At 50.3% G+C, this 26,701-nt stretch carries 23 protein-coding genes and 1 tRNA gene; 12 read left to right on the top strand and 12 right to left on the bottom strand.

The features are described 5' to 3' along the window. Together ACO1NT_RS15050 and ku are read right to left on the bottom strand one after the other, a co-directional pair. Positions 1-1,328 (bottom strand): DNA polymerase ligase N-terminal domain-containing protein (locus ACO1NT_RS15050; protein ID WP_449049562.1); only part of this gene is annotated, 1,328 nt, incomplete at its 3' end. A gap of 11 nt (positions 1,329-1,339) precedes the next feature. Then, positions 1,340-2,092, bottom strand: coding sequence for a non-homologous end joining protein Ku (ku, locus tag ACO1NT_RS15045; protein WP_449049561.1), 753 nt, complete (start codon positions 2,090-2,092; stop codon positions 1,340-1,342). A 92-nt stretch (positions 2,093-2,184) separates the two neighbouring features. Between ku and ACO1NT_RS15040 the strand changes: the two genes are divergently transcribed. Next, positions 2,185-2,739 carry an NAD(P)H-dependent oxidoreductase gene (locus ACO1NT_RS15040; protein WP_449049560.1) on the top strand — a complete coding sequence of 185 codons (555 nt, stop codon included), beginning with the start codon at positions 2,185-2,187 and terminating at the stop codon, positions 2,737-2,739. Between the two features lie 179 nt (positions 2,740-2,918). Here ACO1NT_RS15040 and ACO1NT_RS15035 read toward each other — a convergent pair whose 3' ends face one another. After that, entirely contained in the window at positions 2,919-4,337 is a 1,419-nt protein-coding gene (locus tag ACO1NT_RS15035) for a DUF1501 domain-containing protein (RefSeq protein WP_449049559.1), read from the bottom strand. Between the two features lie 10 nt (positions 4,338-4,347). Further along, positions 4,348-6,843 carry a DUF1549 domain-containing protein gene (locus tag ACO1NT_RS15030; RefSeq protein ID WP_449049558.1) on the bottom strand — a complete coding sequence of 832 codons (2,496 nt, stop codon included), beginning with the start codon at positions 6,841-6,843 and terminating at the stop codon, positions 4,348-4,350. Positions 6,844-7,045: 202 nt separating this feature from the next. On the opposite strand from ACO1NT_RS15030, the gene smc reads away from it, so the two are divergent. Then, a complete protein-coding gene (gene smc, locus ACO1NT_RS15025; RefSeq protein WP_449049557.1) occupies positions 7,046-10,606 on the top strand; it encodes a chromosome segregation protein SMC in 3,561 nt (1,186 codons plus the stop codon). Between the two features lie 7 nt (positions 10,607-10,613). Continuing rightward, positions 10,614-10,901, top strand: coding sequence for an RNA polymerase alpha subunit C-terminal domain-containing protein (locus tag ACO1NT_RS15020; protein WP_449049556.1), 288 nt, complete (start codon positions 10,614-10,616; stop codon positions 10,899-10,901). Here the strand turns inward: ACO1NT_RS15020 and ACO1NT_RS15015 are convergent. After that, the gene (locus ACO1NT_RS15015) at positions 10,872-11,318 is read right to left on the bottom strand and encodes a hypothetical protein (RefSeq protein WP_449049555.1); all 447 of its coding nucleotides are present in this window, start codon (positions 11,316-11,318) and stop codon (positions 10,872-10,874) included. The genes ACO1NT_RS15020 and ACO1NT_RS15015 overlap by 30 nt on opposite strands. Positions 11,319-11,585: 267 nt before the next feature. Between ACO1NT_RS15015 and ACO1NT_RS15010 the strand changes: the two genes are divergently transcribed. Next, entirely contained in the window at positions 11,586-11,714 is a 129-nt protein-coding gene (locus ACO1NT_RS15010) for a 30S ribosomal protein THX (protein WP_449049554.1), read from the top strand. A 7-nt stretch (positions 11,715-11,721) separates the two neighbouring features. Here the strand turns inward: ACO1NT_RS15010 and rlmB are convergent, their stop codons facing one another. Both rlmB and ACO1NT_RS15000 read right to left on the bottom strand, forming a co-directional pair. Next, the gene (rlmB, locus tag ACO1NT_RS15005; RefSeq protein ID WP_449049553.1) at positions 11,722-12,501 is read right to left on the bottom strand and encodes a 23S rRNA (guanosine(2251)-2'-O)-methyltransferase RlmB; all 780 of its coding nucleotides are present in this window, start codon (positions 12,499-12,501) and stop codon (positions 11,722-11,724) included. Between the two features lie 53 nt (positions 12,502-12,554). Beyond that, positions 12,555-13,022: a VOC family protein gene (locus ACO1NT_RS15000; RefSeq protein ID WP_449049552.1), complete on the bottom strand. Its 468-nt coding sequence runs from the start codon at positions 13,020-13,022 to the stop codon at positions 12,555-12,557. Between the two features lie 90 nt (positions 13,023-13,112). On the opposite strand from ACO1NT_RS15000, the gene ACO1NT_RS14995 reads away from it, so the two are divergent. Then, the gene (locus tag ACO1NT_RS14995) at positions 13,113-13,616 is read left to right on the top strand and encodes a DinB family protein (protein ID WP_449049551.1); all 504 of its coding nucleotides are present in this window, start codon (positions 13,113-13,115) and stop codon (positions 13,614-13,616) included. Here ACO1NT_RS14995 and ACO1NT_RS14990 read toward each other — a convergent pair. The 3 genes from ACO1NT_RS14990 to ACO1NT_RS14980 form a co-directional block, all read right to left on the bottom strand. Continuing rightward, positions 13,606-14,418: a hypothetical protein gene (locus ACO1NT_RS14990; RefSeq protein ID WP_449049550.1), complete on the bottom strand. Its 813-nt coding sequence runs from the start codon at positions 14,416-14,418 to the stop codon at positions 13,606-13,608. The two genes, ACO1NT_RS14995 and ACO1NT_RS14990, sit on opposite strands and share 11 nt — an antisense overlap. 118 nt (positions 14,419-14,536) lie before the next feature. Beyond that, positions 14,537-15,724, bottom strand: a complete 1,188-nt coding sequence (locus ACO1NT_RS14985) for an MFS transporter (RefSeq protein WP_449049549.1) — start codon at positions 15,722-15,724, stop codon at positions 14,537-14,539. After that, on the bottom strand, positions 15,724-15,948 hold the full coding sequence (locus tag ACO1NT_RS14980; protein ID WP_449049548.1) for a DUF6965 family protein: 225 nt from the start codon (positions 15,946-15,948) through the stop codon (positions 15,724-15,726). Before ACO1NT_RS14980 ends, ACO1NT_RS14985 begins: the two co-directional genes overlap by 1 nt. 162 nt (positions 15,949-16,110) lie before the next feature. Between ACO1NT_RS14980 and ACO1NT_RS14975 the strand changes: the two genes are divergently transcribed. The 3 genes from ACO1NT_RS14975 to ACO1NT_RS14965 all read left to right on the top strand — a co-directional run bounded on the left by ACO1NT_RS14975 (position 16,111) and on the right by ACO1NT_RS14965 (position 17,009). Then, positions 16,111-16,464: a hypothetical protein gene (locus ACO1NT_RS14975; RefSeq protein WP_449049547.1), complete on the top strand. Its 354-nt coding sequence runs from the start codon at positions 16,111-16,113 to the stop codon at positions 16,462-16,464. A gap of 67 nt (positions 16,465-16,531) precedes the next feature. Then, positions 16,532-16,604: transfer RNA gene (locus tag ACO1NT_RS14970), tRNA-Lys, on the top strand. Between the two features lie 138 nt (positions 16,605-16,742). Continuing rightward, complete coding sequence (locus tag ACO1NT_RS14965) at positions 16,743-17,009, top strand: hypothetical protein (protein ID WP_449049546.1); 267 nt, start codon at positions 16,743-16,745, stop codon at positions 17,007-17,009. A 126-nt stretch (positions 17,010-17,135) separates the two neighbouring features. On the opposite strand, the gene ACO1NT_RS14960 is transcribed toward ACO1NT_RS14965, so the two are convergent. Further along, positions 17,136-19,181 carry a TonB-dependent receptor gene (locus ACO1NT_RS14960; protein WP_449049545.1) on the bottom strand — a complete coding sequence of 682 codons (2,046 nt, stop codon included), beginning with the start codon at positions 19,179-19,181 and terminating at the stop codon, positions 17,136-17,138. A gap of 149 nt (positions 19,182-19,330) precedes the next feature. Here ACO1NT_RS14960 and ACO1NT_RS14955 point away from each other — a divergent pair, with 149 nt between their 5' ends. Continuing rightward, the gene (locus ACO1NT_RS14955) at positions 19,331-19,972 is read left to right on the top strand and encodes a hypothetical protein (protein WP_449049544.1); all 642 of its coding nucleotides are present in this window, start codon (positions 19,331-19,333) and stop codon (positions 19,970-19,972) included. Positions 19,973-19,992: 20 nt separating this feature from the next. Here the strand turns inward: ACO1NT_RS14955 and ACO1NT_RS14950 are convergent, their stop codons facing one another. Beyond that, positions 19,993-20,862 (bottom strand): hypothetical protein, encoded by an 870-nt coding sequence (locus ACO1NT_RS14950; protein WP_449049543.1) that lies wholly within the window; start codon positions 20,860-20,862, stop codon positions 19,993-19,995. A 427-nt stretch (positions 20,863-21,289) separates the two neighbouring features. Between ACO1NT_RS14950 and ACO1NT_RS14945 the strand changes: the two genes are divergently transcribed. From ACO1NT_RS14945 to odhB, 3 genes are all read left to right on the top strand, one after another. Beyond that, positions 21,290-22,540, top strand: a complete 1,251-nt coding sequence (locus tag ACO1NT_RS14945) for a DASH family cryptochrome (protein ID WP_449049542.1) — start codon at positions 21,290-21,292, stop codon at positions 22,538-22,540. 119 nt (positions 22,541-22,659) lie between these two features. Beyond that, on the top strand, positions 22,660-25,455 hold the full coding sequence (locus ACO1NT_RS14940) for a 2-oxoglutarate dehydrogenase E1 component (protein ID WP_449049541.1): 2,796 nt from the start codon (positions 22,660-22,662) through the stop codon (positions 25,453-25,455). Positions 25,456-25,476: 21 nt separating this feature from the next. After that, entirely contained in the window at positions 25,477-26,700 is a 1,224-nt protein-coding gene (gene odhB, locus ACO1NT_RS14935; RefSeq protein ID WP_449049540.1) for a 2-oxoglutarate dehydrogenase complex dihydrolipoyllysine-residue succinyltransferase, read from the top strand. The last annotated feature ends 1 nt before the right edge of the window (position 26,701 follow it).

The following is a 26,701-nucleotide window of genomic DNA, read 5'->3' as shown; positions in this document are numbered from 1 at the left end:
GTGAACCCACCGATGACCACTTCCTGTCGTTTTTGCAGCTTGATCTTCAGCCAGTCCCTCGTACGTTCGCCGGGATGGTACGTGCTGGCAGAGCGTTTGGCGACAATACCTTCAAGGCCGAGCTTGCCGGCGGCCTCGAAAAACGCCATGCCGTTGGCTTTGACGCTGTAACCGCTCCGGATGATTCCACCGGCCGGTACCAGACGCTGCAATATCGCTTTCCGTTGCGCCAGCGGCAACGGCATCATATTCTTGCCGGCATACCAAAGCAGATCAAATACGTAATATAGCAGTTCGCCGTCGGCTTCGCTGCGCCAATTCTGCAACCTGTTGAAGGTGGAAATCCCGCCATCGGTTACCGCCACGATTTCGCCGTCCACGACGGCGTTAATATCCCATGCGGCAATCGCTTCAAAAACAGGGTAGAATTTATCGGCAAACGATTTGTTATTGCGCGATTTCAGGGCGGACTCCTTCCCGTTCCGGAATGCCAGCGCCCGGTAGCCATCCCATTTCACCTCGTATTCCCATTCAGGGTCGTCAAACGGCCCGTCAATGAGCGTGGCCAGCATAGGCAATACAGAAGTCGGAAAGGGAGCTTTCCTGGCGCTTTCAAGCCATGTTTCCGGGTCGATTTCGGTGCGCGGATTGGCATTTGCTTCCGGGTCTACCTGCTGTTCCAAGGTTGCTTTAACAGCCCGTTTCGTTTTGGCGCTCCCCTTTACCGATTGTCTCTGTTTCCGCTCGGTTTCGCCGACGGCGGCTACCTGATCGAGTGTTAACTTGGAAACCACCGATTTTTCTTCCCATGTGATATCGGCGTCGGTAGCGTACCGATCGTTATGCTTGATGAGCAACCATGCATTTTCTTCCTTCCCTTTCATCCGCACCAACGCGAACTCCCCTTTCAGCTTTTTACCCTTCAGCGCGACTTTGAGCGAACCGGCTCGCCACTGCTTCATCAGTTCCTTCTCCATGGCCTTTTTATCACCCTTATTTCCGATAGGCTCATACGTCCCTTCATCCCAGACGATTACCGTGCCAGCTCCATAATTGCCTTTCGGTATAATGCCTTCGAAATCCTTATAGTCATAGGGATGGTCCTCAACCTCCATGGCCAATCGCTTATCGCCGGGGTTGAGCGACGGCCCTTTGGGCACAGCCCAGCTTTTGAGTACACCCCGGAGTTCCAACCTGAAATCGTAGTGCAGCCTGGAAGCACGATGCTTTTGTACCACAAAGCGGAGTTGCTCACTACGCGCCCTCCCTCCCGCCGGTTCGGGGGTTCCATTCAACCGGCGCTTCTTCCTGTATGCCGTTAGTGCCATATCATCAATGGTTAAGCAAGGCTTGCTTTCAGTTGTTCAAGCAGGTCCGTCGAGTCTTTGCGTTTCGTTTTGAGCTTCCGGACAGTAGGCCGCTTTCCCTTGGCCTTGGCCCGGATAAGCTTCATCAGTTCCTTGCTGTACTCATCGCGGTATCCTTCCACGTTGAATTCGCCGGTATGTTGCTTGATAAGCTTTACCGCCATATCCATCTCGGCCTTCGAAACCGGCGAGAGGGAGATACCTGCGTCCGCCGCCGGACGTATTTCCTCTTGGAAACGGAGCCGATTGAGCAACAGCAGGTTGTCGTAGGGCCGTATAACTGCCAAACTCTCCGCACTACGCATGACAAAGGTGGAAAGGGCCGCTTTCTTGGTTTTCGCCAATGCCCGGTAGAGCAGCGAATAGGCTTTCTCGCCTCCCTTCTGCGGACTCAAGTAATAAGGCATTTCGAAATAAATGCTATCGATAGCCGATTCATCGACGAACGACTGCAAGTTGATGGTCTTCGTCTTTTCGGGGCTCGCATCCTCGAAATCCGCATCCTCCACCACAATATACCGATCTTTCAGGTAATGGCCTTTCACGATATCGTCCCAATCGACCTCCTTTCCCGTACGCTCATTGACCCGCTTGTACCGCACGCGGTCTAGCGACTTCCGCTCCAGCAGGTCAAAGTCGGGTCGGTTTTCTTGTGTAGCACTATATATCTTGATGGGTATGTTCACAAGGCCGAAGCCGATAGCACCCGTCCAGATGGCTCTCATAGCTTTGATTTTACAAGGGTAAACAATCGAAGTTACTGATTGTTCTCTTATCCAGGAAACCATAAGTGATGGATAGGAAAAACAAAAATCTGATGAGTAACACCATAGGAATTATCGTAGGCAGTTTACGTAATGCGTCGTTTTCGAAGAAACTTGCCCACGCCATTATTGGCATGGCACCGCGGGGGTTTGAATTCAAGATCATACCCATTGATACCCTACCGCTGTATAACCAGGATTTTGATGATGAACACCGGGCGCCTGAATCATACGGCATATTCAGGAATGCGATCAAAGCACTCGATGGCATCATTTTCGTTACCCCGGAATATAATCGTTCCATACCAGGCGTCCTTAAAAATGCGCTTGATGTGGGATCGCGACCGTATGGCAAGAACACATGGGACGGAAAACCGGCCGCAATATTCGGCAATTCGCCGGGTAACATCTCCGCATTCGGGGCCAATCACCACCTCCGGCAGTGCCTCGTATTCCTCAATGTACCCGCCATGCAACAACCCGAGGTCTATTTGCCATCTATTGGCAACGCTTTCGATGAAAGTGGAAACCTCAAAAATGAAGAGACCCAGTCGTTCGTCCAGCAGGCCGTCGAAGCCTACATCGACTGGTTTAATAGGCTGAGATGAAGGTGGACAGGGGACAACGGACGCCATAAAAAGAAGAACCCCAATCCGGGCGGACGGGGCCTTCAAACTAACCAATTATAAACCTAAATTATGAAAAGACAACCTTACTTTAGATTATAACGCGTATCCTGACATTGTATTGTGTGGCACCCATCCTTTTTTTAACATGCGGCTAAACGTCATGCAAATAAGGCCATTTCCGGCAGGTGCACACCATCGGGAGTGGTATAGAACGGCCTTCCTTCCACCATCTCATGTTTTTGCGGATCGATGCCCAATGCATGGTATATCGACTGGTGGATCTGCTCAATCCTAATCGGGTTTTCGATGGTTTTGCAGGGCCGCTCATCGGCTGTCTTGCCGAATACGCTCCCTTTTTTAATCCCCCCACCGAACATCAAAATCGAGCTTCCATCGGTAAAATGGCGGTGCATGCCATAGTTCCTGATATCGTTAATCACATCAGGTTGATTTACCTGATGTTTTACTTCTGCGCCCGGTCGGCCTTCCATGACCATGTCGCGGCTGAATTCACTGGCGATCACAATCAATGTGCGATCGAGGTGCCCGCTGCGGTCCAGGTCCTTGATGAGTTGTGCAACGGGTGCATCGATGAGCTTTTTCATTTCACCCGCACGCACATGGCCATTGTCATGGGTATCCCACCCCATAAAGGGTTCATATTCGGTGGTTACACTGATGAACCGTGCCCCTTGTTCGATAAGTCTGCGTGCCATCAAACAACCCAACCCGAATTTGCCGGTGTTGTACACCGCATATTGTTCCTCGGGCTCCTCTCGCAGATCAAACGCCTTGGCTTCAGGCGATTTGAGCAGCATATACGCCTGTTCCATAGACCGTTTGAACGATTCTTTTTGATAGTCGCTTCCATAGTCGCCAATGGGGTTCTGGCCGAGCAATTCGGTATAAAACTGGTTACGCCGCTCGAACCGTTCGAACGACATCCCCGCGGGCGGTTTTACGGCATCGAGACCTGACGAGGGGTCAGGTATCATGAAGGGGCCGAATTCGCTACCCAGGAACCCGGCCGTATGGAAAGCCTTGAGCTCTTCGGCCTCCCCCACTGTCATCCGTTGGCCAATATCGATGAATGGTGGGATGACCGGGTTTTTGGGACCCAGTGCCTGCGCTATCCAAGCTCCAATGTGCGGGGCGGCCACCGTTTGGGGCGGTTCGTAACACGTATGCCAATGGTATTGGTGCCGCGAGTGCAGGATATGCCCCAAGTCGGCCGCCACATAAGAGCGGATTAGCGTACCCCTATCCATCACGGAAGCGATTGATTCCAGCCCTTCCGAAAAATGGATACCATCCAATGACGTAGGAATAGACGGGAATGTGCTCAGTACCCGGTTAGAATCCAAACCTTTCTCATAAGGGGTATACGCCTTCGGGTCGAACGTATCCGTGTGGGCCATCCCACCCGCCATCCATAGCAGGATAACTGCATCCGCACTTGCCTGCTTGCCGGAGCACGAATTCAAAAAGCCCGCGAGCGGCGCACCTGCAGCCAATGCCCCCAAGGTACCTGCAGTTGCCGTTTTCAGAAAACTGCGCCTGTTGTAATATCGGTTCATAACTATCTTATTATTCGATAAATTGAAATTCGGGCAACAACACCACAGACCATAGCAGGTCCTGTACGCGAGTCGCGTCCATTTTGTCGCCCAGGATCTCACGGGCAATCTCCCGTTCGGCCTCCGACGGCATGCGTCCGAAACTTTGTAAAAATACCGCCTTAATCAGCTCGTCCGGATCTTGGTAATTCGCTTTCCAATCCCTCGAACCCGCAATCAGCGTTTCATTCAATAAGGAGCCATTGGTCAGTTCCATGGCCTGCAAAAGCGTTCCATGCACGTCACGGACACTGATGATATTCTCGCGGCTCGGTCTGCCCAACGCCGTCAAGAAGGGGTCGTTCTTCACCAACGCCGCCCGTACAAACGGGTGCGACGCGTTGAATGAAGCAGTATCGCCCTCGGGGTTGTACATCAACGCCGTGGTGGGATACAACGGGTGCACGATAGCACTGACCGCATCGGCATATTGCTCCGCGGTGAGTTTTCGTTTTAACATGCCCTTAAACACAAAGTCGGCCCGGTTGATGGTCGCCGGATCGGCCGTGGCTATCGACGGAAGCTGGTAGGTTTTTGAGGTGGTGATCAGGTAAAGCAAATGCTTCACGTCATACGCATTATCCACAAAATTCACTGCCAGCCAGTCGAGCAAATCACGGCTCCACGGCTCATTATCCATTTCATCGGTGGGTGCTACGATGCCACGCCCCATCAACTGCGCCCAGATCCGGTTTACCAATGTACGGTATAACCGCCCATTTTCCGGCTTCGTAAGTGCGGTGGCCAGCTCCTTCGACTTCACCTCGGCCGATGCATCTTGGGAGATGCTCCCCAACTCGGGCCAAAGCAGCCGGGTACCTGCCATCTCTCCGGTGGGGATATCACAGCGTGCTATGGCAAGGGTTGTGTCGGAGAAGATGTTAGCAAAGGCGTAGGCGTCGTCCAGTTTCCAGTCGCTCACGAAACTGTCGTGGCACGAAGCACACTTCAGGTTCACACCCAGCAGGGCCTGTGATACGTTCTGGGCAGCCTGCATCGCGGTGGTTTGGCTGCTGTTCACCACGCCCCTCCATGCGATACCTTTGATGAAGCCTTTTGACGATTCATCGGGGTCCAGCAGCTCCTGCACAAATTGGTTGTACGGCTTATTTTCTTCGAGCGAGCGGTATAACCAGTCGGAAATATTGAATCGTCCGTTGGTGATATAACCCGTTCCGGTGTAATCATTGCGCAGTAAATCATTCCAAAAGGTGGTCCAATGCAGCGCGTAATCATCGTTGCGTCCCAGCAAGGCTGCGGCCACCTGTGCCCGCTTATCGGGCCGGCTATCCGCTTCAAAATCGCGCAGTTGCTGCGGTGTGGGCGTTATGCCGATCAGGTCGAGATAAATACGGCGCAAGAACACCCGATCGCCCACTACCTCGGGCCAAGTTAGTTGGTTATCGCCGAAATAGCTGTCCACTAACCGGTCGATCGGGTTTGTCAACCCGTTCGCGATAGCCGGTAGTTCCGGCCGCCGCGGGGCCAATGGCGCCATTGGGAAAATACCTTTGATGTTTTCCGGCCAAGGGGCTCCTTTCGCCACCCAGAGTTTGATCAGATTCACTTCGTTTTCGTCCAGCGGCTTACCTTTTCCGGGCATAGCTTCCTTGTGGCCTGGGGGCAACGTAATACGGCGGACCAGTTCACTGTTATCGACGTCCCCGGGCTGGATGATAGGCCCTGATTCACCCCCCTGAAAGACGAACTCCCGCTGGTCGAGACGTAATTTCCCTTCTGTTTTGTCGCTACTGTGGCATTGAAAACAGCGATGCGCCAACACGGTCCGCACCGCCAGGTTCAATTCGGCTTCCTGTCGCTCATCCAATGTATCGAGCTTGGCAAACGACTGCCAGTCCACGTGGGTTGAAGGGCCGCCCAATGCCGCCGACAATTCGTCCTCCGCCGCCCAGGGCGTCACACCGAGGAGATAGCCCTGGCCATGCGTAATCGACCCGCCATAATGGCCAGCAAGAAAAACGCCCACGGACGAAAGAATCAACGTAACCTGATACGCCCTGCGCAAAGCTGCTTTTTCCGTGCGGCCGCCGCTCCATAATAACAAAGCCGCTGCAGCGCCCAGCACGGCAGTGGCTGTTCCGGCCCATTGGTGCGTGTAGAAGGTATCGCCTCCGTATTCACCGGTCCACGCCAGCAGCCAACCGCATAGGGCTGCGACGACCGCACTTGAGCTCCCAATGAAAACAAGCCAGTTGATGCCCGTGCGCAGTTGCGATTGAAAACGGCGGAAGGTCAACAATTCCATGAGGGTGGCAATCAACAATAGGGATACCGGAAAGTGTACGAGCATGGGATGCAACCGCCCCATAAACTCCCAGCCCCACCATATCGCCGCAGGTTCATCCACAGGCACCTCGGGCTGTGCATACGCTGCCAATGCAAGCAACTGCAGCAACGCGATACCGGTTAACAACCGTGGTTTTACAGGTAATTTCTGTTTGATCATCGATTGGTTTATAAATGTTTCATTCGCTTACTAAATAACGAAAAATAACCTGGGCAAGTATCCTGCACCTTCCTGCCCCCGTTGCGAAACCTTCTGGATGGTGCCTTAAATACACTTTTGGATGTTAAACAAGGTTAAGCAAAAAAATCAAAGCAATTTCTTAAATTCGCAACAGGAAGAACGAAAGGAACCATTGGCATAAATGCAACTGACCAAACTCGAAATAAAGGGTTTTAAAAGTTTTGGCGACAAGATTACCATTCATTTCAACGAAGGTGTGACCGCCATCGTGGGGCCCAATGGTTGTGGAAAGTCCAATGTGGTGGATGCCATCCGTTGGGTGCTAGGCGAGCAAAGCACCCGCGTTTTGCGCTCCGAAAAGATGGAAAACATTATTTTCAATGGAACCAAAAGCCGCAAAGCCGCCAATCTGGCCGAAGTATCGCTTTCATTCGATAACACGAAGAATATCCTACCCACGGAGTTCACCCAGGTCACCGTCACGCGGAAACTATACCGTAATGGGGAGAGCGAATACCGCCTTAACGATGTGAAGTGCCGACTAAAGGATATTACCGACCTCTTTCTGGATACGGGAATCGGGGCCGACAGCTATTCCATCATCGAACTAAAAATGATCGATGAGATCATCAACAACAAAGAAAACTCGCGCAGGATGCTTTTTGAGGAAGCCTCAGGTATCTCTAAATATAAGGTCCGTAAAAAACAAACACTCAATAAACTAAGGGATACCGAGAATGACTTATCCCGGGTGGACGATTTACTATTCGAGATTGAAAAGAACCTGAAGACGCTAGAGAACCAAGCCAAGAAGGCCGAACGGTATTACCGTCTCAAGGAACAATATAAAACTTTCAGCATGGCATTGGCCAGTTATCGTATTGGCCATTTCAATGAGTCGTTGGCTGCACTCGATGCCCAGGAACTCGCCCACCGTGCCGAGCAGCTCCGCATCGGTACGGAAATTGCGCAACGGGAGGCTTTTACCCAACAGCTGAAGCAGGATAGCCTTGTCAAAGAGAAGAATCTAGCGGCCCAACAGCGTGTTACCAACGAGTACGTGGCTAAAATCAGGGCCTACGAAAGTGATAAGAAGGTCAAGAACGAACAGCTCCGTAACTTGCAGGATAAAGAGGTCCGCATCAGCGGCGAACTGACGCAGGACCGGCAGCAGCTCAACCATGTACTGTACAATATCAAACGGCTCAATGAGGAACACGGGCAAGCACAACAAAAGCTTGATAGCATCACAGCTACATTGGGACGCCACCGGGCGGAGGTGGATGAGTTGCGTGGACAGCAGCAAACCGCCAAGCAAAAGCTGGATGCCGCAACACGGCAGTACAACGACGAACAAAACGAAATTTACAAACTGGAAAAGGACATCGCCGTATTACGTATCCAGCACGATGCACTTGAACAGGAAAGCCTGCGCAATGTGACAGACGTAGCCTCGAAAGCCGCCGAGCTCGACCAGTTCAACGTACTCGTAGCTAACCTGGAAGGCCAGGTCGAAGCTGTACAGCTTGCTTATGACTCCACTTCGGAAGCAGAAGCTTCCCTCCAAGAAGCGATAAACGATACGGATACGGTTATCCAATCGCTCAAAGAGAAGCTGATGCACAATAACCGGCAGCTCGACGCGAAGCAGAACGAATACAACCTCACGAAATCGCTGGTGGATAACTTGGAGGGCTTCCCGGAGTCGATACGTTTCTTACGTAAAAATGCGGGCTGGAAAAACCAGTACCCCTTATTTTCAGATATTCTTTTCTGCCAGGAAGCCTATCGGATTGCCATCGAGAATTTTCTGGAACCTTACATGAACCATTACGTCGTACAACAGCAGGCGGAGGCCGTGCATGCTGTCCGGCTACTCGCGGATGCCGCGCGGGGTCGGGCCCATTTTTTTGTACTGGATGCAATTACGGAAATTCCCGATCCAGTGCCACCCGCGGTGGATGGCTCGCTCATATCCGCAATGGATATCATTAGCGTTGAAGAGCGGTATCTGCCCCTGTGCCGCACGTTATTGCATAATGTCTACTTGCTGGTAGCAGACGATGAGCGAGCGTTGGAGGGCGAACTTCCCGATGGGGCGATGGTTGTGCTCCACAAAAGCGGCAAATTCAGCAAAAACAGGTTAGGATTGTCGGGAGGTTCCGTAGGATTGTTCGAAGGCAAGCGCATCGGTCGAGCAAAGAACCTGGAAAACCTAGCCAGGGACATCAAATCGTTGGGCCAGCTCATCACCAAGCAACAGGCGATGCTGGACGATGCCACCCAACGGCTGGCGACATCGAAAGAGAGCTCCAAGAAAGCGGATATAGAAGAGTTGGGTCGACAGCTCAATCGGTTGAATAGTGAATTGGTGTCGGTAAAAACCAAACAAGAGCAGTACGAAGCCTTCATTACGAACAGTCAAGACCGTAAGCAAGATATCGAACAAAAGATGGCCGGTATCGCGACAGAGCTCCATGCAGCCGAGCCGCGGCTCATTGCGCTGAATGCGGCAAAAGCCGATAGCGGCACAGCCCTTCAGGAAATGCAGCTCGCTTACCAGGAGTTGTCTGACGTGCTCACGGATAGGTCATCGGCGTTCAACCAAGAGAACATCCGCTTCCATCAACAGCAAAATGCCGTTGCAAGCGTTACGAAAGACCTCGAATACCGCGAAAGCCTACGGGATACCTACGAAAGCCGGATTACCAAAAATGCCACGGAATACGAAGAAATACAGGTATCGATCAAAGACACGCTACAACATGTCGACGATTCCGACGACGACCTCGTAGCCATGTATATGCAGAAGGAAGCCTATGAGAAAGGGCTGCAGGAAATGGAAGAAGACTATTACGCATCGCGGGGAAAAATCAATGAAACGGAAGAGCAGATCACGCAATTACGTCGACAGAAAGAGCAGGTAGATTTCCAGTTCGACGAACTGAGGGACCAAAAAACCAACCTGAAACTCGATCTCAATGCCTTAAAAGAACGGCTTTCAGTCGAGTTTTCCATCGACATCAATGACCTTGCCCCACCCGACACGGTAAATGGCGATGCCAAAGATGGGCAACATGACGACGAAGATACGCTCCGCCAAAAGACCGATAAGCTACGTCGACAACTCGACGAGTTCGGCAATATCAACCCCATGGCGATGGAAGCTTACCAAGAGATGAACGAGCGTTATACGTTCATCATCAAGGAAAAGCAAGACCTGCTCGATGCGAAGAACTCACTATTGGACACCATCCAGGAAATCGATGATACGGCGCGCGAGAAATTCATGAACGCATTTACGCGGGTGCGCGACAATTTCATTACGGTGTTCCGCTCCCTCTTCAACGAGGAAGATACATGCGACCTGATCTTAACCGACCCGGAGAATCCCTTGGAGTCCGACATCGATATCATGGCACGGCCGAAAGGAAAACGGCCACTGTCCATCAACCAACTTTCCGGTGGCGAGAAGACACTTACGTCAACGGCGCTCTTGTTTGCATTATATCTCCTAAAGCCGGCGCCTTTCTGTATCTTCGATGAGGTGGATGCACCGTTGGATGACACCAATATCGATAAGTTCAATAACATCATCCGTAAGTTTTCAGACCACTCGCAGTTTATCATCGTGTCGCATAATAAGCGTACAATCGCCAGCACCGATATTATTTACGGCGTTACCATGGTTGAGCAGGGTATTTCGCGCGTAGTGGCTGTCGATATGCGGGAAGTAGCTTGATATCGAAATGAAATCATTGAGAATATGCCCCAACGGACACCGGTACTACAAAAGTAGCGACTGCCCCGTATGCCCAACCTGCGAGGCATCCAAAAAGCCAAACACAGGACCATTTGCCACGCTAAGCGCACCCGCCCGCCGCGCTTTGGCACATATGGGGGTCACTACCGCAGAGGAACTCTCGGGCTACAGCGAAAAGGAAATACTGGCGTTGCATGGTATCGGTCCCTCTTCGCTGCCCAAATTACGTAAAGCGCTGGCAGAATCAGGGCTGGCCTTCCGTAAACCGGCATAGTCGAACCTTGGCCAATTGCCGGCCGAGTATTTTCCGAAAAGGCACAAGCATATCCCAGAGCCATCGATTGGGATCCTTGTCGCGTTCGCCACAATCGATCACTTCACAAGACCGGAAAAAGCGATCATATAGGCCAAATACTAAAACCACCTTCAGTATCCTCTTGTATTTCAACAATAGGTGATGTACGTATAAATGGCCCCATATCTCTACGATGAAGGATTCCTTATCTAAGGTAAGCTCCCTGCCAAACACCTGTTGATGGTTAACCTGCACTCGGTCAAACAAAGTTCCCATTGGGGTTTCGGCTCGCCCCAGTGCCGTACGCCTGAATGACGGATCATTGGTAATTCGCACCAATCCTTCCTCGATATCGATACGAATGGGCACACCTTCGACCATACATAATTTTTCCATCGTATGCTAAGGTAAGCGATAATTGGGTGATTGGAACGGGAATCCGAAAATCAATTTGTATAAATGAATAGATTATATAATGAATATAACTACTTGATTACAAAATGAAAAACAATAAACATTAATTAAAAATTAAATCAAATGAAGGATCATATCCATTAAAACGGCATCAATTTTTTCGGTTTTAGCTCCGTGAATCGCTATCTTCGTTTTTCAATTTATCGGGATCCGACTTGATGACAGTTTAACAATTAATCTGATTTCAATATGGGAAAGGGAGATAAGAAAACCAAGCGCGGTAAAATTGTGAACGGCACCTATGGCCGGAGAAGGCAATCGGCTAAGAAACGAAAGAAAGCATCGGAATCGGTGAAGGAAACCGGGAAAAAAGCATAAGCCCCCGCTACCCCGATGTCAGGCGCTGCCGCAATGCCTCATACAGAACTACGCCTCCGGAAACGGACACGTTAAGGGATGCGATCGTGCCCGCCATGGGTATCCGAGCCAATTGGTCGGACATCCGGATCAAATCATCGGCAATCCCCCGCTCTTCGGAGCCAAGGATAAATGCGGTGGGTACGTAATAATCCAGACCATAAATGCTCTGTTCGGTCTTTTCGGTACAAGCCACCACCTGAATACCCGACTCCTGAAGGAATCGTACGGTACGCGACAAGCTATCTTCGCGGCAAACGCTGATTTTGAACAAAGCACCGGCAGATGTTTTAATGGCATCGGGATTGATTTCAGCAGAGCCTTTCTTGGGAACGATAAGGGCATGCGCCCCCACACATTCGGCCGTCCGTGCGATAGCTCCTAGATTACGCACGTCCGTTATGCCGTCGAGGATGAGAAGCAGGGGCACCTCTCCGCTTTCATACAGGCCCGGCACCACATCTTCGGTCCGTTGGTAAGTAATGGGTGAGATGACGGCAATGACCCCTTGGTGGTTCTTACGCGTCATCCGGTTGAGTTTTTCTACGGGTACCGCTTGATAGCTGATGTCATACCGGCGCAGCAGCTCTTTCAGCTCTAGGAACAGCGGTCCTGATAAACCGCGTTGGATAAAAAGGGATTCGATTTCTTTTCCACCATCGATTGCTTCCATCACTGCGCGGATACCATATACCTGTTGGTTCGTTTCGCGCTTCTCCGGGCTTCCCCGCCATTGCCTTTGCTGCATGTTTGCTGTTATTTGCCGGCGAAGTTACGCATAGTTGCAACGAGATGCAATTTTCACCGCTCCATTCGTTCGTTGTTAATCTCAATCCAATACCCATCGGGATCTTGGATATAGAGTTGCTTTACACCGTCCACCCGCGTGCCTACTTTACCCACCTCCTGTTGTACGTTATAATATACCACGCCGAATTTATTAAGCCGTGCAACGATCTCGTCCATGGACGCCACGCTGAAACAAACGTGCGTATTTCTCCGGTGTTCAATGATTTCCGTTGCATCATTGACCAAGTGAAGGGCCAAACCGGGGCCGATTTCGAACCATTTATGCTTACCTATCTTAAACGGTTCCGGAATGGTGTCGAGTTGCAATACATGCTCGTAAAAGGAAGCACTTTTCTGCAGGTCGTAAACGGATAGCGCAACGTGATTGAACGCGGTTTTCTTCTCTTGCGCAAAATTTTGGGCCGCACACCCCAAAAGGCAGGCTGCGGTCAGCGTATAGCGAATGATGGATTGTTTCATCTCCCAAAGATACGTTTTTGCACATCATGCAGGTATACCATCACGTATAAATAAAAAAGCAATTTGTAAGTTTGCATAAAACAATCCATTATGATGTTGAAATCCCTGATGGCTGAATTCGAATACGAAGCAGCCAATACCAGAAAATTATTGCAGGCAATCCCGGCAAAAGATATCGACTACAAGCCTGCCACCATATCTTGGACCATGGGAGAACTAGCGCAACATATTGCCACCATCTATTATTGGTATGTGGGCACGCTTACACAAGACGTGTACGACCTGGCTGCTGACCGCATCGAACGTGGAAAACCAAGTGACATCGACGCAACACTTGATTTTTTTGAAAAAAATGTGGAGCGGGCACGCTCGGCACTGCATTCGATAACTGATGAAGACTTACGGACACCATGGACCATGAAATCGGGTGACCATACCGTCCTTGGCCCGATGCCCCGCGGGGTCGTTGCCCGCAGCTTCCTGTTTAACCATATATACCATCATCGCGGAGAAATGATTGTTTACCTGCGTGCCACGGGCAATAAAGTGCCGGGCCTCTACGGACCTACTTATGACGATCGCCCTATTCGCTGACGCGGCCTTCAAGGTCGACCACCCGCTTTTCTACCGATTCCATGATATCGGTGAGATGGGTTAACGTCTCGGCAGCCTGGGGATCGGTAATCTTCTGTTCGAGGTTCTTCATACGCAAGGCGATACCGTCCAAGCGGCGGTGCAATTCCTCCAGCCCGTCAAAATCGGCAGGCTGTTCCGGTTCCTTCTTCCGGAAAAATGGCAAGGCGGCAACGGCAAGCGCAATAAGGCCAATAACGATAGCGAGGTAAGCAATCATGGTATTTTCTTTTTGGGGTTTATCAATCTGATCAATAGGTTGTTCTGGATAAACAACTTGTGAACCAGCATGGTCAGGAACGCGTTCCGATAGGGTATCTTCTGAGTATCCTTCCGGTTGTGTTTGTTCCTGTGTGCTTTCTGCCGGCAGAGCTATAAGGTCCGCTGTGCGGGTTACATATCCGTCGTAACCGGCAAGTTGCTTTCGGTAGCCTTTGCCCTCACGTTCAAAAATATCAGCAAAAATACGGTCCCGTAATACTTTCAGGCCAGCTCCGTCCGTTGCCGCCATGGACCGCCAACGGTTATACCAGCGTTCGATCCCGGCTATCGGATTGCTCGACAACTGCTGGTCGAAGCAACCATAATCCAGCGATTCGCACGAAATCCGGAACGCCGTATCTTGGGAGACCGCTTTATCCGTAGCCAAGAAGTTGATGGTTTCCCTGATGAGCTCATATTTGGCACGGTCAACCTGTTCCTGTGCCAAGGCACTCCAAACCAACATCAGCCAACACACCAGGGTTAACAAAGCACTCCGCATAACTTTAAATTTGATAAATTCAATTGTCGTTTATTCTCAACGCCTAAGATAGGGAGAAAATCACATTCGTTCAAAAATCGGACCATCGACTTCCGTTGCCCACATTTAACCACGGCCATCAATTGGCAGCCGCATTTCTCGCGGACACCCGCCGGTTCAAGCTGTAAGTCATCAAAATTTGTAAGGCAAGCAGAAGGGCTATAAAACCCAACAACCATGAATAATCAATATCTGCCGCCAATTTACCGAATAATAACGGGGCAAACGTGATACCGACATACGCACTGGCCATTTGCATCCCCATCACGGCTTGTGCATTGGTCTCTCCAAAATTCCGTGGTGTTTCGTGCAGCAAACTAGGGAAGATCGGTGCACATCCACCACCAATCAGCAGGAACCCCGGCAGGATCGCCGCATCGAATGGTAGCCATAACATAAGCAAACCGACAACGATAAGCCCCTGACCAGCGTACACCATTTGTTTATTGGTGAGCCGTTCGGTAACGAAACCCGAGATAAACCGCCCCAAGGTAATGCCAACATAATACAGGGAGACTAACTTCGCGGCATCATCAGGCTCCAAACGCCTCGTAAAAACCAGGTAACTCGCGCCCCATAGACCGAAGGTTGCTTCGACAGAACAATAACAGAAAAACACCGCTAATGCTTGTTTCAAACCAGGTATCTGCAGTAGTGATTTGAATCCCTTCTTAGATTCCGCAGGGTCCACCGTAGCTGAATCTGACTTTTTCATCCAAAGTGGAATCGATAATAACAACACCAGTACCAACGCTACTTGTACTGAAGCTACGGCAAAATAACCGCTGGCCCACGACCGACCGTGTGCCAATTGCCCGGCCATGACCATCGGACCAATCGCAGCCCCCACGCCCCAAAAGCAGTGTAGCCAGTTCATATGCTTCGCTCTGTAGTGCAGCGCCACGTAGTTATTAAGGGCAGCATCGACACAACCGGCCCCTAAACCAAGCGGAATGGCAAGCAGGCATAGAAAGATGAAATGGTGTGTAAATGCGAAGCCCACCAACGCCAGCGCGGTCATCAAGACACTACCGGTCGTCACCCATGCAACCCCCAACCGCACAATCAATCGCGAACTAAACAAACTGGAGATCACCGTCCCCCCTGCCACGATCATCGAAATAATGCCTGCAAAATGGATGGGTACTTCCAAGTCGATGTACATGGTGGGCCAAGCAGGGCCGAGTAACGAATCGGGTAATCCCAAGCCTATAAATGCCAGGTAGATGACAACAAGGAGCAGTCCCTTTTTTATCGTCGGTTTCATTAGATACCTTCCGAATTTCCGTTACCCGCCATGATGGTGGCTAACTGGCAAAGGTGCCAATAGCTTGGACATTTGTTCAGATCGCGGGGCCATTGGCGGATTACGTCAAAATTGACGGATAGGAATTTATCCGGGTCGGCGAGGACGGTTGCGGCATTGAGCTTCGTACCTTCGGGCACGGGGTGCGTATGGAAGAAATCTTCAAGTTCTTGGATGGACATCATGCTATTCAACGCTATTTTATTGCTAACGGCGGTATGCTCGTGGCAAGCAAAGATAAAAAAACAAAGCCAATCCGCAGATGCGCGGTCTTTGGAACGTATTTTCGTACCTTTGTTCGGAAGCAGCGGGCTAAGCGTCAGTGATATCCGCTTAAACAATCGCATATGGAACAGAAAAAGAAGTTTGGAATGCTCCTTAAGGAACCTGCAGATACATCTTATCTACCCGTAGCGTGGGAATACCGGGAAGTCATCGAAGAAGCAATCGAAAACGCCTTGACAGGTAAAATTTTTTATTTCTGCAAAGAAGAGGGGGTTTGCGAAGCGGCGGGTCGCATCATCGAGTTGAAAGAAATAGCCAAAGCGGGTCTTTTTATCGTATTGGATACCGCGGTAAAAATCAGGGTAGACCGCATTATTACGCTGTATGGCAAACCGGGTGCCGCCTACGACGAATATAATGGGTATGGAAATGCGTGTATGGACTGCCTCGGTGGATATGACCCCGAAGAGTTGTGATTATTTTTTTGCATATAAAAGCGACATTACCTACATTTGCAGCCCTTGCAAAAGGAAAACAACACCAGACTCCGTAGCTCAGCTGGTAGAGCAACTGACTCTTAATCAGTGGGTCGACAGTTCGAACCTGTCCGGGGTCACGGTTTTCAGAAGCCCTTTTTTCATAAAGAAAGGGCTTTTTTTATGTTCGGGTATTTACGGGATGTCCACATAGTCGGGGCCTGAACTCATCCCGCCTTCTTGAATAAACAATGTGGTTGCCAATGTGTTGTTTAAGTATGGATAAGCGCACATGGAATAATCCCACTAACAAAGTAAATCTGCCGTTCGGCATTTGGTTCACGGACCCGGTAACGGGTAAGCGGTGCTGGGCAGCGGTGTACCATGAAACGGAAACATTCGATGTTGATCTGGGTACCGCACAGCTCAGCCTGATCAACAATGGAGACAATTCCTGGAGCGCAGTGGAAAACCTGCTTGACCAGGAAACGGTCAATGAGATCGGGAGCGCTATCGAAGGATATTACGCCGAATTGAACCCTTAAACCTACCCCTACTGACCGTTGATTAAGCGTACCGCGCTTTCGAGCGCTTCATCCCGCCCAGCTTTGATGCCAGCAATGGTCGGAGTAACTTCCACATCAGGAATGATCGCAGGCCGATAAGACCACCTAGTACCGGATTGCCAATCCGCCATAAAAATTCCGGGGCGCGGCCGCATTGAAGAAACGTCCGCCGAACGCATTGATATCGTTGCCGAGGCTGTATTGTTGGTTCAGTAGATTATCGGCTCCCACAAAAAAACGAACCACCAAGCGATTGCCCAGTGGATTTTCCCAACTCACCTTGGCTTGCAACAGGTGGTATTTATCGGCAAACACCGTGTTCGCGTCGTTCAATGGTATGGAAGCGGTGTAATTATGCATTAGATAGGCACTGATGTCAAAGGGCAGCCGAATCATTAAATCGCTCACTACCGTACTTCCGGGCACACCAGTTAGCTTATTGCCGGTGAAATCGTCGTCTCCTACCCGATAATCACCGAAACGGAACCTACTTAGCGTCAAGTTCGAACCTACTTGGAGGCCCTGCAACCACCCCGTTCGGCGCGGCTCGACCACCCATGCCGCCACGGAAAGCTCCGCACCACGCTGCTCAACGGTGCCGGCATTGCCAAAATACTCGGCACCGCTATCGCGCAGCTGACGGATAATCGCGTCAGCCATCCGGTAATAGAACAGGGAGCCATCTACCCAAAACCGACGATCGGCACTTTGCCACCGGGCACCCGTTTCATAATTCCACCCCGTTTCGGCTGCAAGGGCCGTATTGACGATCTTGTCGGATGGCCGTACTTCGGCAATGGTTGGCGGAGAATAACCCCGGGACACCGAAGCCCGCCAAGCCAATGTAGGGTTAAATAGATACGACAGCGCCAACCGCGGCATCCATTCGGCATCGAACCGGTTTTCCGTATACACCTTGTCCGCGTTGGGGTAGCTGGATTTGAAGGCATAACCGTAATAATTAAGACTCGTCGATGCTTCCAGAATAAGTCGCCGCTGGATGTCCGCGCGGACGCGTGCAAAATAAAAATGTTGGCTGCTACGCAGCGCATCAATAGCTTGCTTATCTCCGCGGACACCGCCATTATTATCATAATTGGCAATATCGTTTTGACCATACTGCCCTTCCACCCCTACGTTGATACGCCACAATACCGCACTGCCCGCTCCATCGGTATAATCAATATAGGTACGGAATCCGATATTACCTTCATCGCGCAACTCATAATTGGTGATAAACGGATTGCGTAAATCCGTATGCATACCGAAAATACTGGCCACATGTCGTAATTTTGGGGTTAATTGTGCATCATGTACCAAACCGCCCGTTACCGTTCTATTACGGATGCTTGCCCGCTGGTCTGCGGCACCCGGGGCGGTTGCGGTAGATGGACGGGCCCGTCGAGGATCTTCGGCAAACTGGGCAGCCGTAAGACCGCCCGGGGTATCGTAATATAAATCGGAATACAGCCCTATCAACCGCAACTCGCGATTCGCATGGTACTTCCACCGCTGTACGGTCTGAATCGACTTCCGGTTCATTGCCGAATGTTGCCGGTAGCCGTCAGTGCGTTGGTAGCTCTGGTTAACGCTGAACCCATAGTTACTCCCGGGCTGCAGCGATACACCCAACTGCTGGTGGAATAAGCCGTACGCGCCACCACTTAATTGCAGCGATGCTGAAGGGGAAGTAGCATGCGATGGGCTACCGTGTGGCCTAAGGAGCACCACTCCGCCCGAATTGGCCCCGAAAAGACTACCATCTGGTCCCTTAAGTACTTCAATACGACGCAGACTTCCGGCATCCAACAGGTTGAAATAAGTATTGCCGCCCGCATCGGTGAGGGGGATTTCATCTAGATATACTTTAACGTTGCGCACACCGAATGGAGAACGCAACAGGCTGCCACGGAGCGATAACCGATAGCTTCCGGGCGACCGCTCCTCCATGCGTACCCCCGGTACGGTATTGAGGGCCGGCAACAAACTCGTACCACTTTGGTTCGCTAATACCGGTTGGCCAATCACGCCCGCCGAAGTGGTAAGCCGCAAGAGGGGCTGTTCGGCGAAATAGGCGCTTACGGTTACTTCCTCAAGGTAATTGCTGGTATCCTGGGGCATTTCGGCAAGCCCCCCAAAAGGGAGCGCCATAAAGCTACAAACTAAAACACGTATCATGGATTCGGATAATGATGCCCCGAAGTTACGGATTATGGCCGATTAAATCACTACGGCATTAAACTTTAAACCTTCCTCGTGGTCTAAACAAGACGATTAAATAGAAATAGGAGGTTCGTACCATGAAAGCAATGATCACGTGTATCGCAATGATGGCGGCCGGTTCCGCTTTAGCACAGGATATTCATACCATCCACATCCCCAAACTGGAAATCGAGCGAAACAAAAAAGAAGTCTTTTCGGGCCGGGACTCGTCGTTGGTGGTCTATATCGATACCTTAGTAATGAAAAACAAAAGCCAATTGGTGTTTTTCGGCAAAAAGGATGTGGAGCTTCATGTGCGTCATGCCGACATCGAGAAACGTGGCTATATTTACGGAACCGACGGCAAAAACAATGGCACGGATTTTAAGATCGATATGCGGTTTGAAAAACTGGGCACGTTGTATGTGCTGGCTGGTGGCCAAGACGCCAACAACAATGGCTCGCGCACCTTTCCCAATGGCAACGGTGGTGATGTCACCTTCACCTACGACGGCGATGGCGTCTTACCGCAAACCGATGATAAAAAATCTGCCCATTACCTACACATAGATACCCGCGCAGGCGGATATCGTGTAAACCCGCAAAATGAGCTTCGCAACATCTATAGCTTAATCGGCCAAGGTACCGCCGGGAGACCATTGGGCAACCTGTCTCAGGGGTTGGTATATTCCGGATCGCCGGGTGAAGATGGCGATATCATATTGGAAGAGAGGGAATAGTTCAACTTGGTTAGGTAGCTCTAAGCTAATGCGTCACTTACGGAGGCGCCATAGGAGGCGAGGGAAACGGCCGGATAGAGCGTATTTAGCCCGTTATTCACCGCTACCAGGTCCTTCCGCATATAAACGTTAAATGCCGCGGCGACATCCTGCTCGAATTTATAGATATACCGGCCCAAGAGAAAAGATACCGGTTTGCTCAGACCCGGCAATGCCAGCACCTTCTTCTTCAGCTTCGCAATATCCATATAACGCTCAAATGCCTCCTTATAGGTCATTATCTCCGGACCGCCAACGTCAAATACTTTACCATACGTGCTTGTATCGCCCATAATCTTGTTCAGATATGCGCAGACGTCGAGCAGGTGGATGGGTTGGCACCGGCTTACCGCAAATTCCTTCGGGAGGACGACAAGTTTTGATTTTGCCAAACTCGATAAGATATTCATCAATGCAGAACCCTTCCCGATGATGTTACTTATCCTAACCACGGTATATTCCAGCCCGCTTCGGCCTAAGTATTCGGTGACGGTATCCACGTTGTCATCGGCCAGCTTGGTCACGTAGACCAGGTGCTCGCAAGCGGTAAATTTGAGGGCGCGTATATACCGTTGCAAAGCGATAAGGTCCATTTCCATGCGGATATCGATTTCGTTTACCGGCGACTGGTTAAAATAAAATGCCACATGGGTATCCTGATCAAATCCGGTGGGCAGCGCGCCCCTGAATAAGTCGCCCTCAAGAATGGTTATGCCAAATTTTTCGGGTACGTGTTTATAGAAAAACTTCTCATTACGTATCAGACAGGTTACCTCATGCCCCTCCTCAGACAAGCATACCGCGATATTTCTTGCTAAATAATTATTGAGGCCGGTAATCTGGACTTTCATCTGTATTCTATTTTCTACTTTCAGTTGTCAGTACCTGTCCCACCGTGGCGGGAAAGCGCCTTTGACGATTAAGATAACCGAAGCGGCCGTCCGCTTATTGATCCCTAAAATTTTTGATACTTGCCAATAATCATTGCCTCGTATGTAATAACTATTTCAATCATGTCAGGTTCATATGCAAATGTCACCACGCTTAGAGGCGGTTTGGTAAATTAATCGTACTACCTATTACAATCAAAAGCAGAATATGTTTCCAACGCACACCTATTTTTTTGTTGCAAACTTAGACAAATCGATGAAATATGCCAACGGAGGATAGCATGGGCATTTGTGTTTTTATTGTCAATATTCGCATTCTGGCACATTAGGCCACTTTTCGTCAATAATAAAAGGTTATATTTGCAACATTTAATCCCTCAACTTAGGTATGGACAAGAAGACGATTTTGGTTTGGTTCAGGAATGACTTGCGTATCCATGATAATGAGATATTGCTCCGTGCCGTGGAACGCAGCCAAACGATTGTCCCGGTGTATTGTTTCGATCCCAGGTATTTCATCGAGACGGAGTTGGGCACGCAAAAAACAGGGGTGCTCCGGGCGGCGTTCCTCCGTGAAAACGTGGCTGCACTGCAAAAGGATCTCCAAGCGTTGGGTGGCGATTTGATCATTACACAAGGTTATCCTGAAAAACTGCTTCCCCAAATCGCCGAAAAATATGACGTGGACGAGGTTTATCACCACCGCGAAGTAGCTTACGAAGAGACGAAGATATCGGCACTGGTTGAAGCCGCACTCTGGAAAATGCAAATCAACCTACGGCATTTTATCGGCCATACTTTATACCACAAGGAAGACCTCCCCTTCCCCATCAAGGATATTCCCGATGCATTTGCCACATTCCGTAAAAAAACCGAGCGAGAAAGCAGTATACGTCCGGAGTTGGGCCGCCCCGACGCCATCTACATCCCCGAAGGAATGGATACCGGCCACCTACCCGAACTTTCCGAACTGGGCTTCCCTAATGCCGCTATTGAGGAAGCCGTTCACCTCCATTTCCACGGAGGTGAACGGGTGGCACTGCAGCATATGGGAACCTTTCTTCACAACAATCAAGGTACCTTGGGATATTCCCATCTCTCACCCTACATCGCCATCGGCGCGTTATCGCCGAACACATTCTACCACGCCATCAAGGGTGCTGAAAATATCACGCTCGACAAAAAACGTGTTGAGCAGATCATACTCAAGCTATTGTGGCGCGACTACTATCGCTTCATGTTCAAAAAGCATGGCAACCAGTTTTTCCAAGCCGGTGGTTTAACCGGAAATCCACCGGAGACACTAGCGGACGACAAAAAGCTATTCGAAAAATGGAAGACTGGGACGACCGGTCACCCGATTGTGGATAGCAGCATGAAGGAATTGAACGAAACAGGACACATCAACCATCACCAGCGTGTCATCGTTGCAACTTATTTAATTCATCAGTTGAAAGTCGACTGGCTTAAGGGGGCAGCTTGGTTTGAAGAGAAACTGTTGGATTACGGGCCAGCCAGCAACTATGGAAGCTGGGCACATGCAGCCGGTGTCGGAACTAGCGTCAAAGACAACAAGCCAGCCGATATCAAGAAATTAAGTATCCAATTCTATCCCAAGACATCGGCCGTAGTTGGCTAAACCGCAAGAATTCACCAAAAATAGGCTATCGCTAAAATTTGGACGCAAAATTGTAGCGTATTGCTATGGCAAACGATTTAATAATTATAACTTTGACGCAGTATTGCATAAACAACTAAATGGACAAGCTTTCTTACCTAAGTAACGCAGATTCGGCCTACATCGACTCGTTATACGAAGCCTATAAGGAGGACCCCGATTCAATTGATTTTGGCTGGCAAAAATTTTTCGAAGGTTTTGATTTCGGGCAAAATGGCGCTGCTACCGGTAGTGCTGCCACGCCCGATCATGTACTTAAGGAAATCAACGTCTTGAATATGATCAATGGCTACCGGGATCGCGGGCATCTATTTACCGAGACCAACCCGGTACGTCAGCGGCGCAAATATTACCCGGGTAAAGAACTGGAGACCTTCGGCCTCAGTGACGCCGATATGGACACGGTGTTCAATGCCGGCGTGGAAGTCGGTCTCGGACCCGCGAAGCTAAGCGACATCCGGCAGTTGATCGAAGACACATATTGCCGATCCATCGGCGCAGAATTCAAATACATCCGTAGCCCCGAAAAAATAAAATGGTTACAGGAACGTATGGAAGGGGAACGCAACACCCCTAATTTTCCGTTGGAGCGCAAGAAGCGCATCCTTCAGAAGCTCAATGAAGCGGTGGTTTTCGAGAATTTCTTGGGCACCAAATTCCTTGGCCAGAAACGCTTCTCACTCGAAGGCGCCGAAAGCCTGATCCCGGCACTTGACTCGGTTATCGAAAAAGGTGCCGATTTGGGCATCCAAGAGTTTGTGATCGGGATGGCCCACCGAGGACGGCTCAATGTATTGACCAACATCCTCGGCAAATCCTACGAAAGCATTTTTTCGGAATTTGAAGGCAAAACCTACTCTGAAGAGGCTGAACAGGATTTTGGTGGCGACGTAAAATACCACCTCGGTTATTCTACGGATATCACCACTGACAACAACGCTACGGTGCACCTCAGTCTCGTCCCCAACCCCTCGCATCTGGAAACCGTAGATCCAGTGGTAGAAGGACTCGTGCGCTCCAAAATCGACATGAAATACGATGGCGATGCAACGAAAATCGCACCGATACTGATCCACGGCGATGCAGCCGTTGCCGGACAGGGCATCGTATATGAAGTCATCCAGATGTCGAAACTGGAAGGTTTCCGTACGGGAGGAACCATCCACATCGTCGTAAACAACCAGGTTGGCTTTACGACCAATTTCAAAGACGGCCGCTCTTCTACCTATTGTACAGACATCGCCAAAGTGACGTTATCGCCCGTGTTCCACGTAAATGGCGACGACGTTGAAGCGCTTGTTTACGCAATCAATCTCGCCGTTGAATACCGCCAGAAATACCATACGGATGTCTTTATCGATCTGCTTTGTTACCGTAGGTATGGGCACAACGAGGCGGATGAGCCGAAATTCACACAGCCCTTACTTTATAAGGCCATTGAAAAACACGCCAATCCACGCGAAATCTATAATAAGAAGCTACTGGAGCAAGGGAGCGTAGACGCCAATCTGGCCAAGGAGATGGAAAAGGACTTCCGCAAACTGCTCCAAGAGCGATTGGACGATTCCAAGGAAGACGAGAACCTCACCCATGATAACCCCATGTACTCCGGAGCATGGAAAGGTCTCCGCAAAGCGAGATATGAAGACATCTTCGTGCCCACCAAAACCAGTGTCACCGAAAAAGTATTCTTATCACTGGCCAAAGAAATCAGTACATTACCAACCGACAAGAAATTCTTCAGAAAGATTTCGCGCCTCTTTGACGAGCGGCTCAAAATGATCGAAACCAAAACGTTCGACTGGGCGATGGGCGAACTGATGGCCTATGCAACGTTGCTCAACGAAGGTTCACGAGTGCGCGTTAGCGGACAAGACGTAGAACGGGGGACATTTTCACACCGCCATGCCGTGCTTACCCTGGAAGACTCGGAAGAAGAATACATCCCTTTGCAACAAATCAAGGGTGGAGAGCGCTTCAATATCTATAATTCGCACCTCTCAGAATATGGTGTATTGGGGTTCGAATACGGATATGCGCTGGCAAACCCGCAGTCGCTAACCATCTGGGAAGCCCAGTTTGGCGATTTCTATAACGGCGCACAGATTATCGTAGACCAATATATTTCGAGCGCTGAAACCAAGTGGAGGCGCTCGAACAGCCTCGTCATGCTACTTCCACATGGCCTGGAAGGCCAAGGGCCGGAACACTCATCTGCCCGTATAGAGCGCTTTCTGGAACTCTGCGCCGAAAACAACATGCAGATCGTCAATTGCACCACACCGGCGAACTTTTTCCACGTATTGCGCCGTCAGCTCAAGCGCGACTATCGCAAACCGTTGATCGTATTCACGCCGAAAAGTTTGCTCCGCCATCCAAAAGTGGTCAGCGATATCAGTGATTTTGTCGGCAAGTCGCAGTTCCAAGAGGTAATTGACGATAGCTTCGTAAAATCGGCCGATGTGAAACGTGTACTCTTCTGTTCCGGGAAGATCTATTACGATCTGTTGGAGAAACAACAGGCAGATACGCGTAAAGACGTGGCCATTGTACGCGTGGAACAGCTATACCCCACCCCTATGGATAAACTCCGCGCCATACGTAACAAATACAAAAATGCCGGTGAGTTCCTATGGGTGCAGGAAGAACCGGAAAACATGGGGGCTTGGCCCTATATCTGCCGGAAATTCCGGAACCGGAACATCACGCTGGACGTCGTATCCCGCAAGGAAAGCAGTAGTACGGCTACGGGATACGCCAAGCAACACATTGCCCAACAACTTGCTGTAGTAGGGCGCTCGTTTGAAGATAAGGCGGGCACAGAAGTGAAAGACAATGTGAAAAAAAGTGTAAAGACGGCCGCTAAGGCAGATTAACCGAAAAATAAACAGTCGTATATGAGCTTAGAAATAAAAGTACCGACCGTAGGTGAATCCATTTCGGAAGTCACTCTATCGCAATGGATTAAGCAAGATGGTGACTATGTGGAAATGGATGAGACCATTGCCGAATTGGAATCGGATAAGGCAACGTTCGAATTACCCGCCGAAAAAGCGGGGGTCTTGAGGACAGTGGCCCGGGAAGGTGACACACTCGAAATCGGTGCCGTAGTGGCAACCATTGAAGCGGGTGAGGCGCCTGCAGCCGCCAATGGCACCAAGGATACCGAACCCGAAAAGGTTGCGGATACACCCCAGGCCACTGGCCAGCCTGCCGCTCCCGCTCCGGAAATCGGCGGCACCACCACCTATGCCAGTGGTACGGCTTCACCGGCCGCAGCCAAAATCCTCCGTGAAAAAGGTATCGACCCCACATCGGTAAACGGAACGGGAAAGGATGGGCGAATTACCAAGGAAGACGCTGAAAATGCTTCAGTGCCACAAACGAAGCCGGCCGTGGTCACTACCGGCGTTAGCGGCACACGCGATGAACGCCGTGAAAAGATGTCGTCGCTGCGGAAAACAATAGCCAAACGTCTCGTAACCGTGAAGAGTGAAACCGCCATGCTCACGACCTTCAACGAAGTGAACATGAAGCCCATCATGGACCTCCGTGCCAAATATAAGGAGACCTTCAAGGAGAAACATGGTGTGGGGTTAGGGTTTATGTCTTTCTTTACGAAAGCGGTATGCACTGCATTGAAGGAATGGCCGGCCGTAAATGCCCGTATCGAGAACGATGAAATCGTATATAGCAATTTTGTGGACATATCCATTGCCGTATCTGCACCAAAGGGCCTTGTTGTTCCCATCGTCCGCAACGCGGAATCGCTATCGCTCCATGAAATCGAGAAACGGGTCGTTGAGCTGGCTACGAAGGCCCGTGAAAATAAACTGACCATTGAAGAGATGACAGGGGGCACCTTTACGATTACAAATGGTGGCGTATTCGGATCGATGATGTCTACTCCCATCATTAATTCCCCCCAATCGGCGATTCTGGGCATGCACAATATCATTGAGCGTCCGGTAGCTGAAAATGGACAGGTGGTTATCCGTCCAATGATGTATATAGCCATGTCTTACGACCACCGCATCATCGATGGCCGAGAGTCGGTAAGCTTTTTGGTTCGTGTAAAACAGCTGCTAGAAGATCCCGCACGGTTACTGCTGGAGGTCTGAG

Source organism: Parapedobacter sp. (assembly GCF_053550995.1).
Note: the sequence above shows the minus strand (reverse complement) of the source record. Positions and strands in the feature narration are given on the sequence as shown.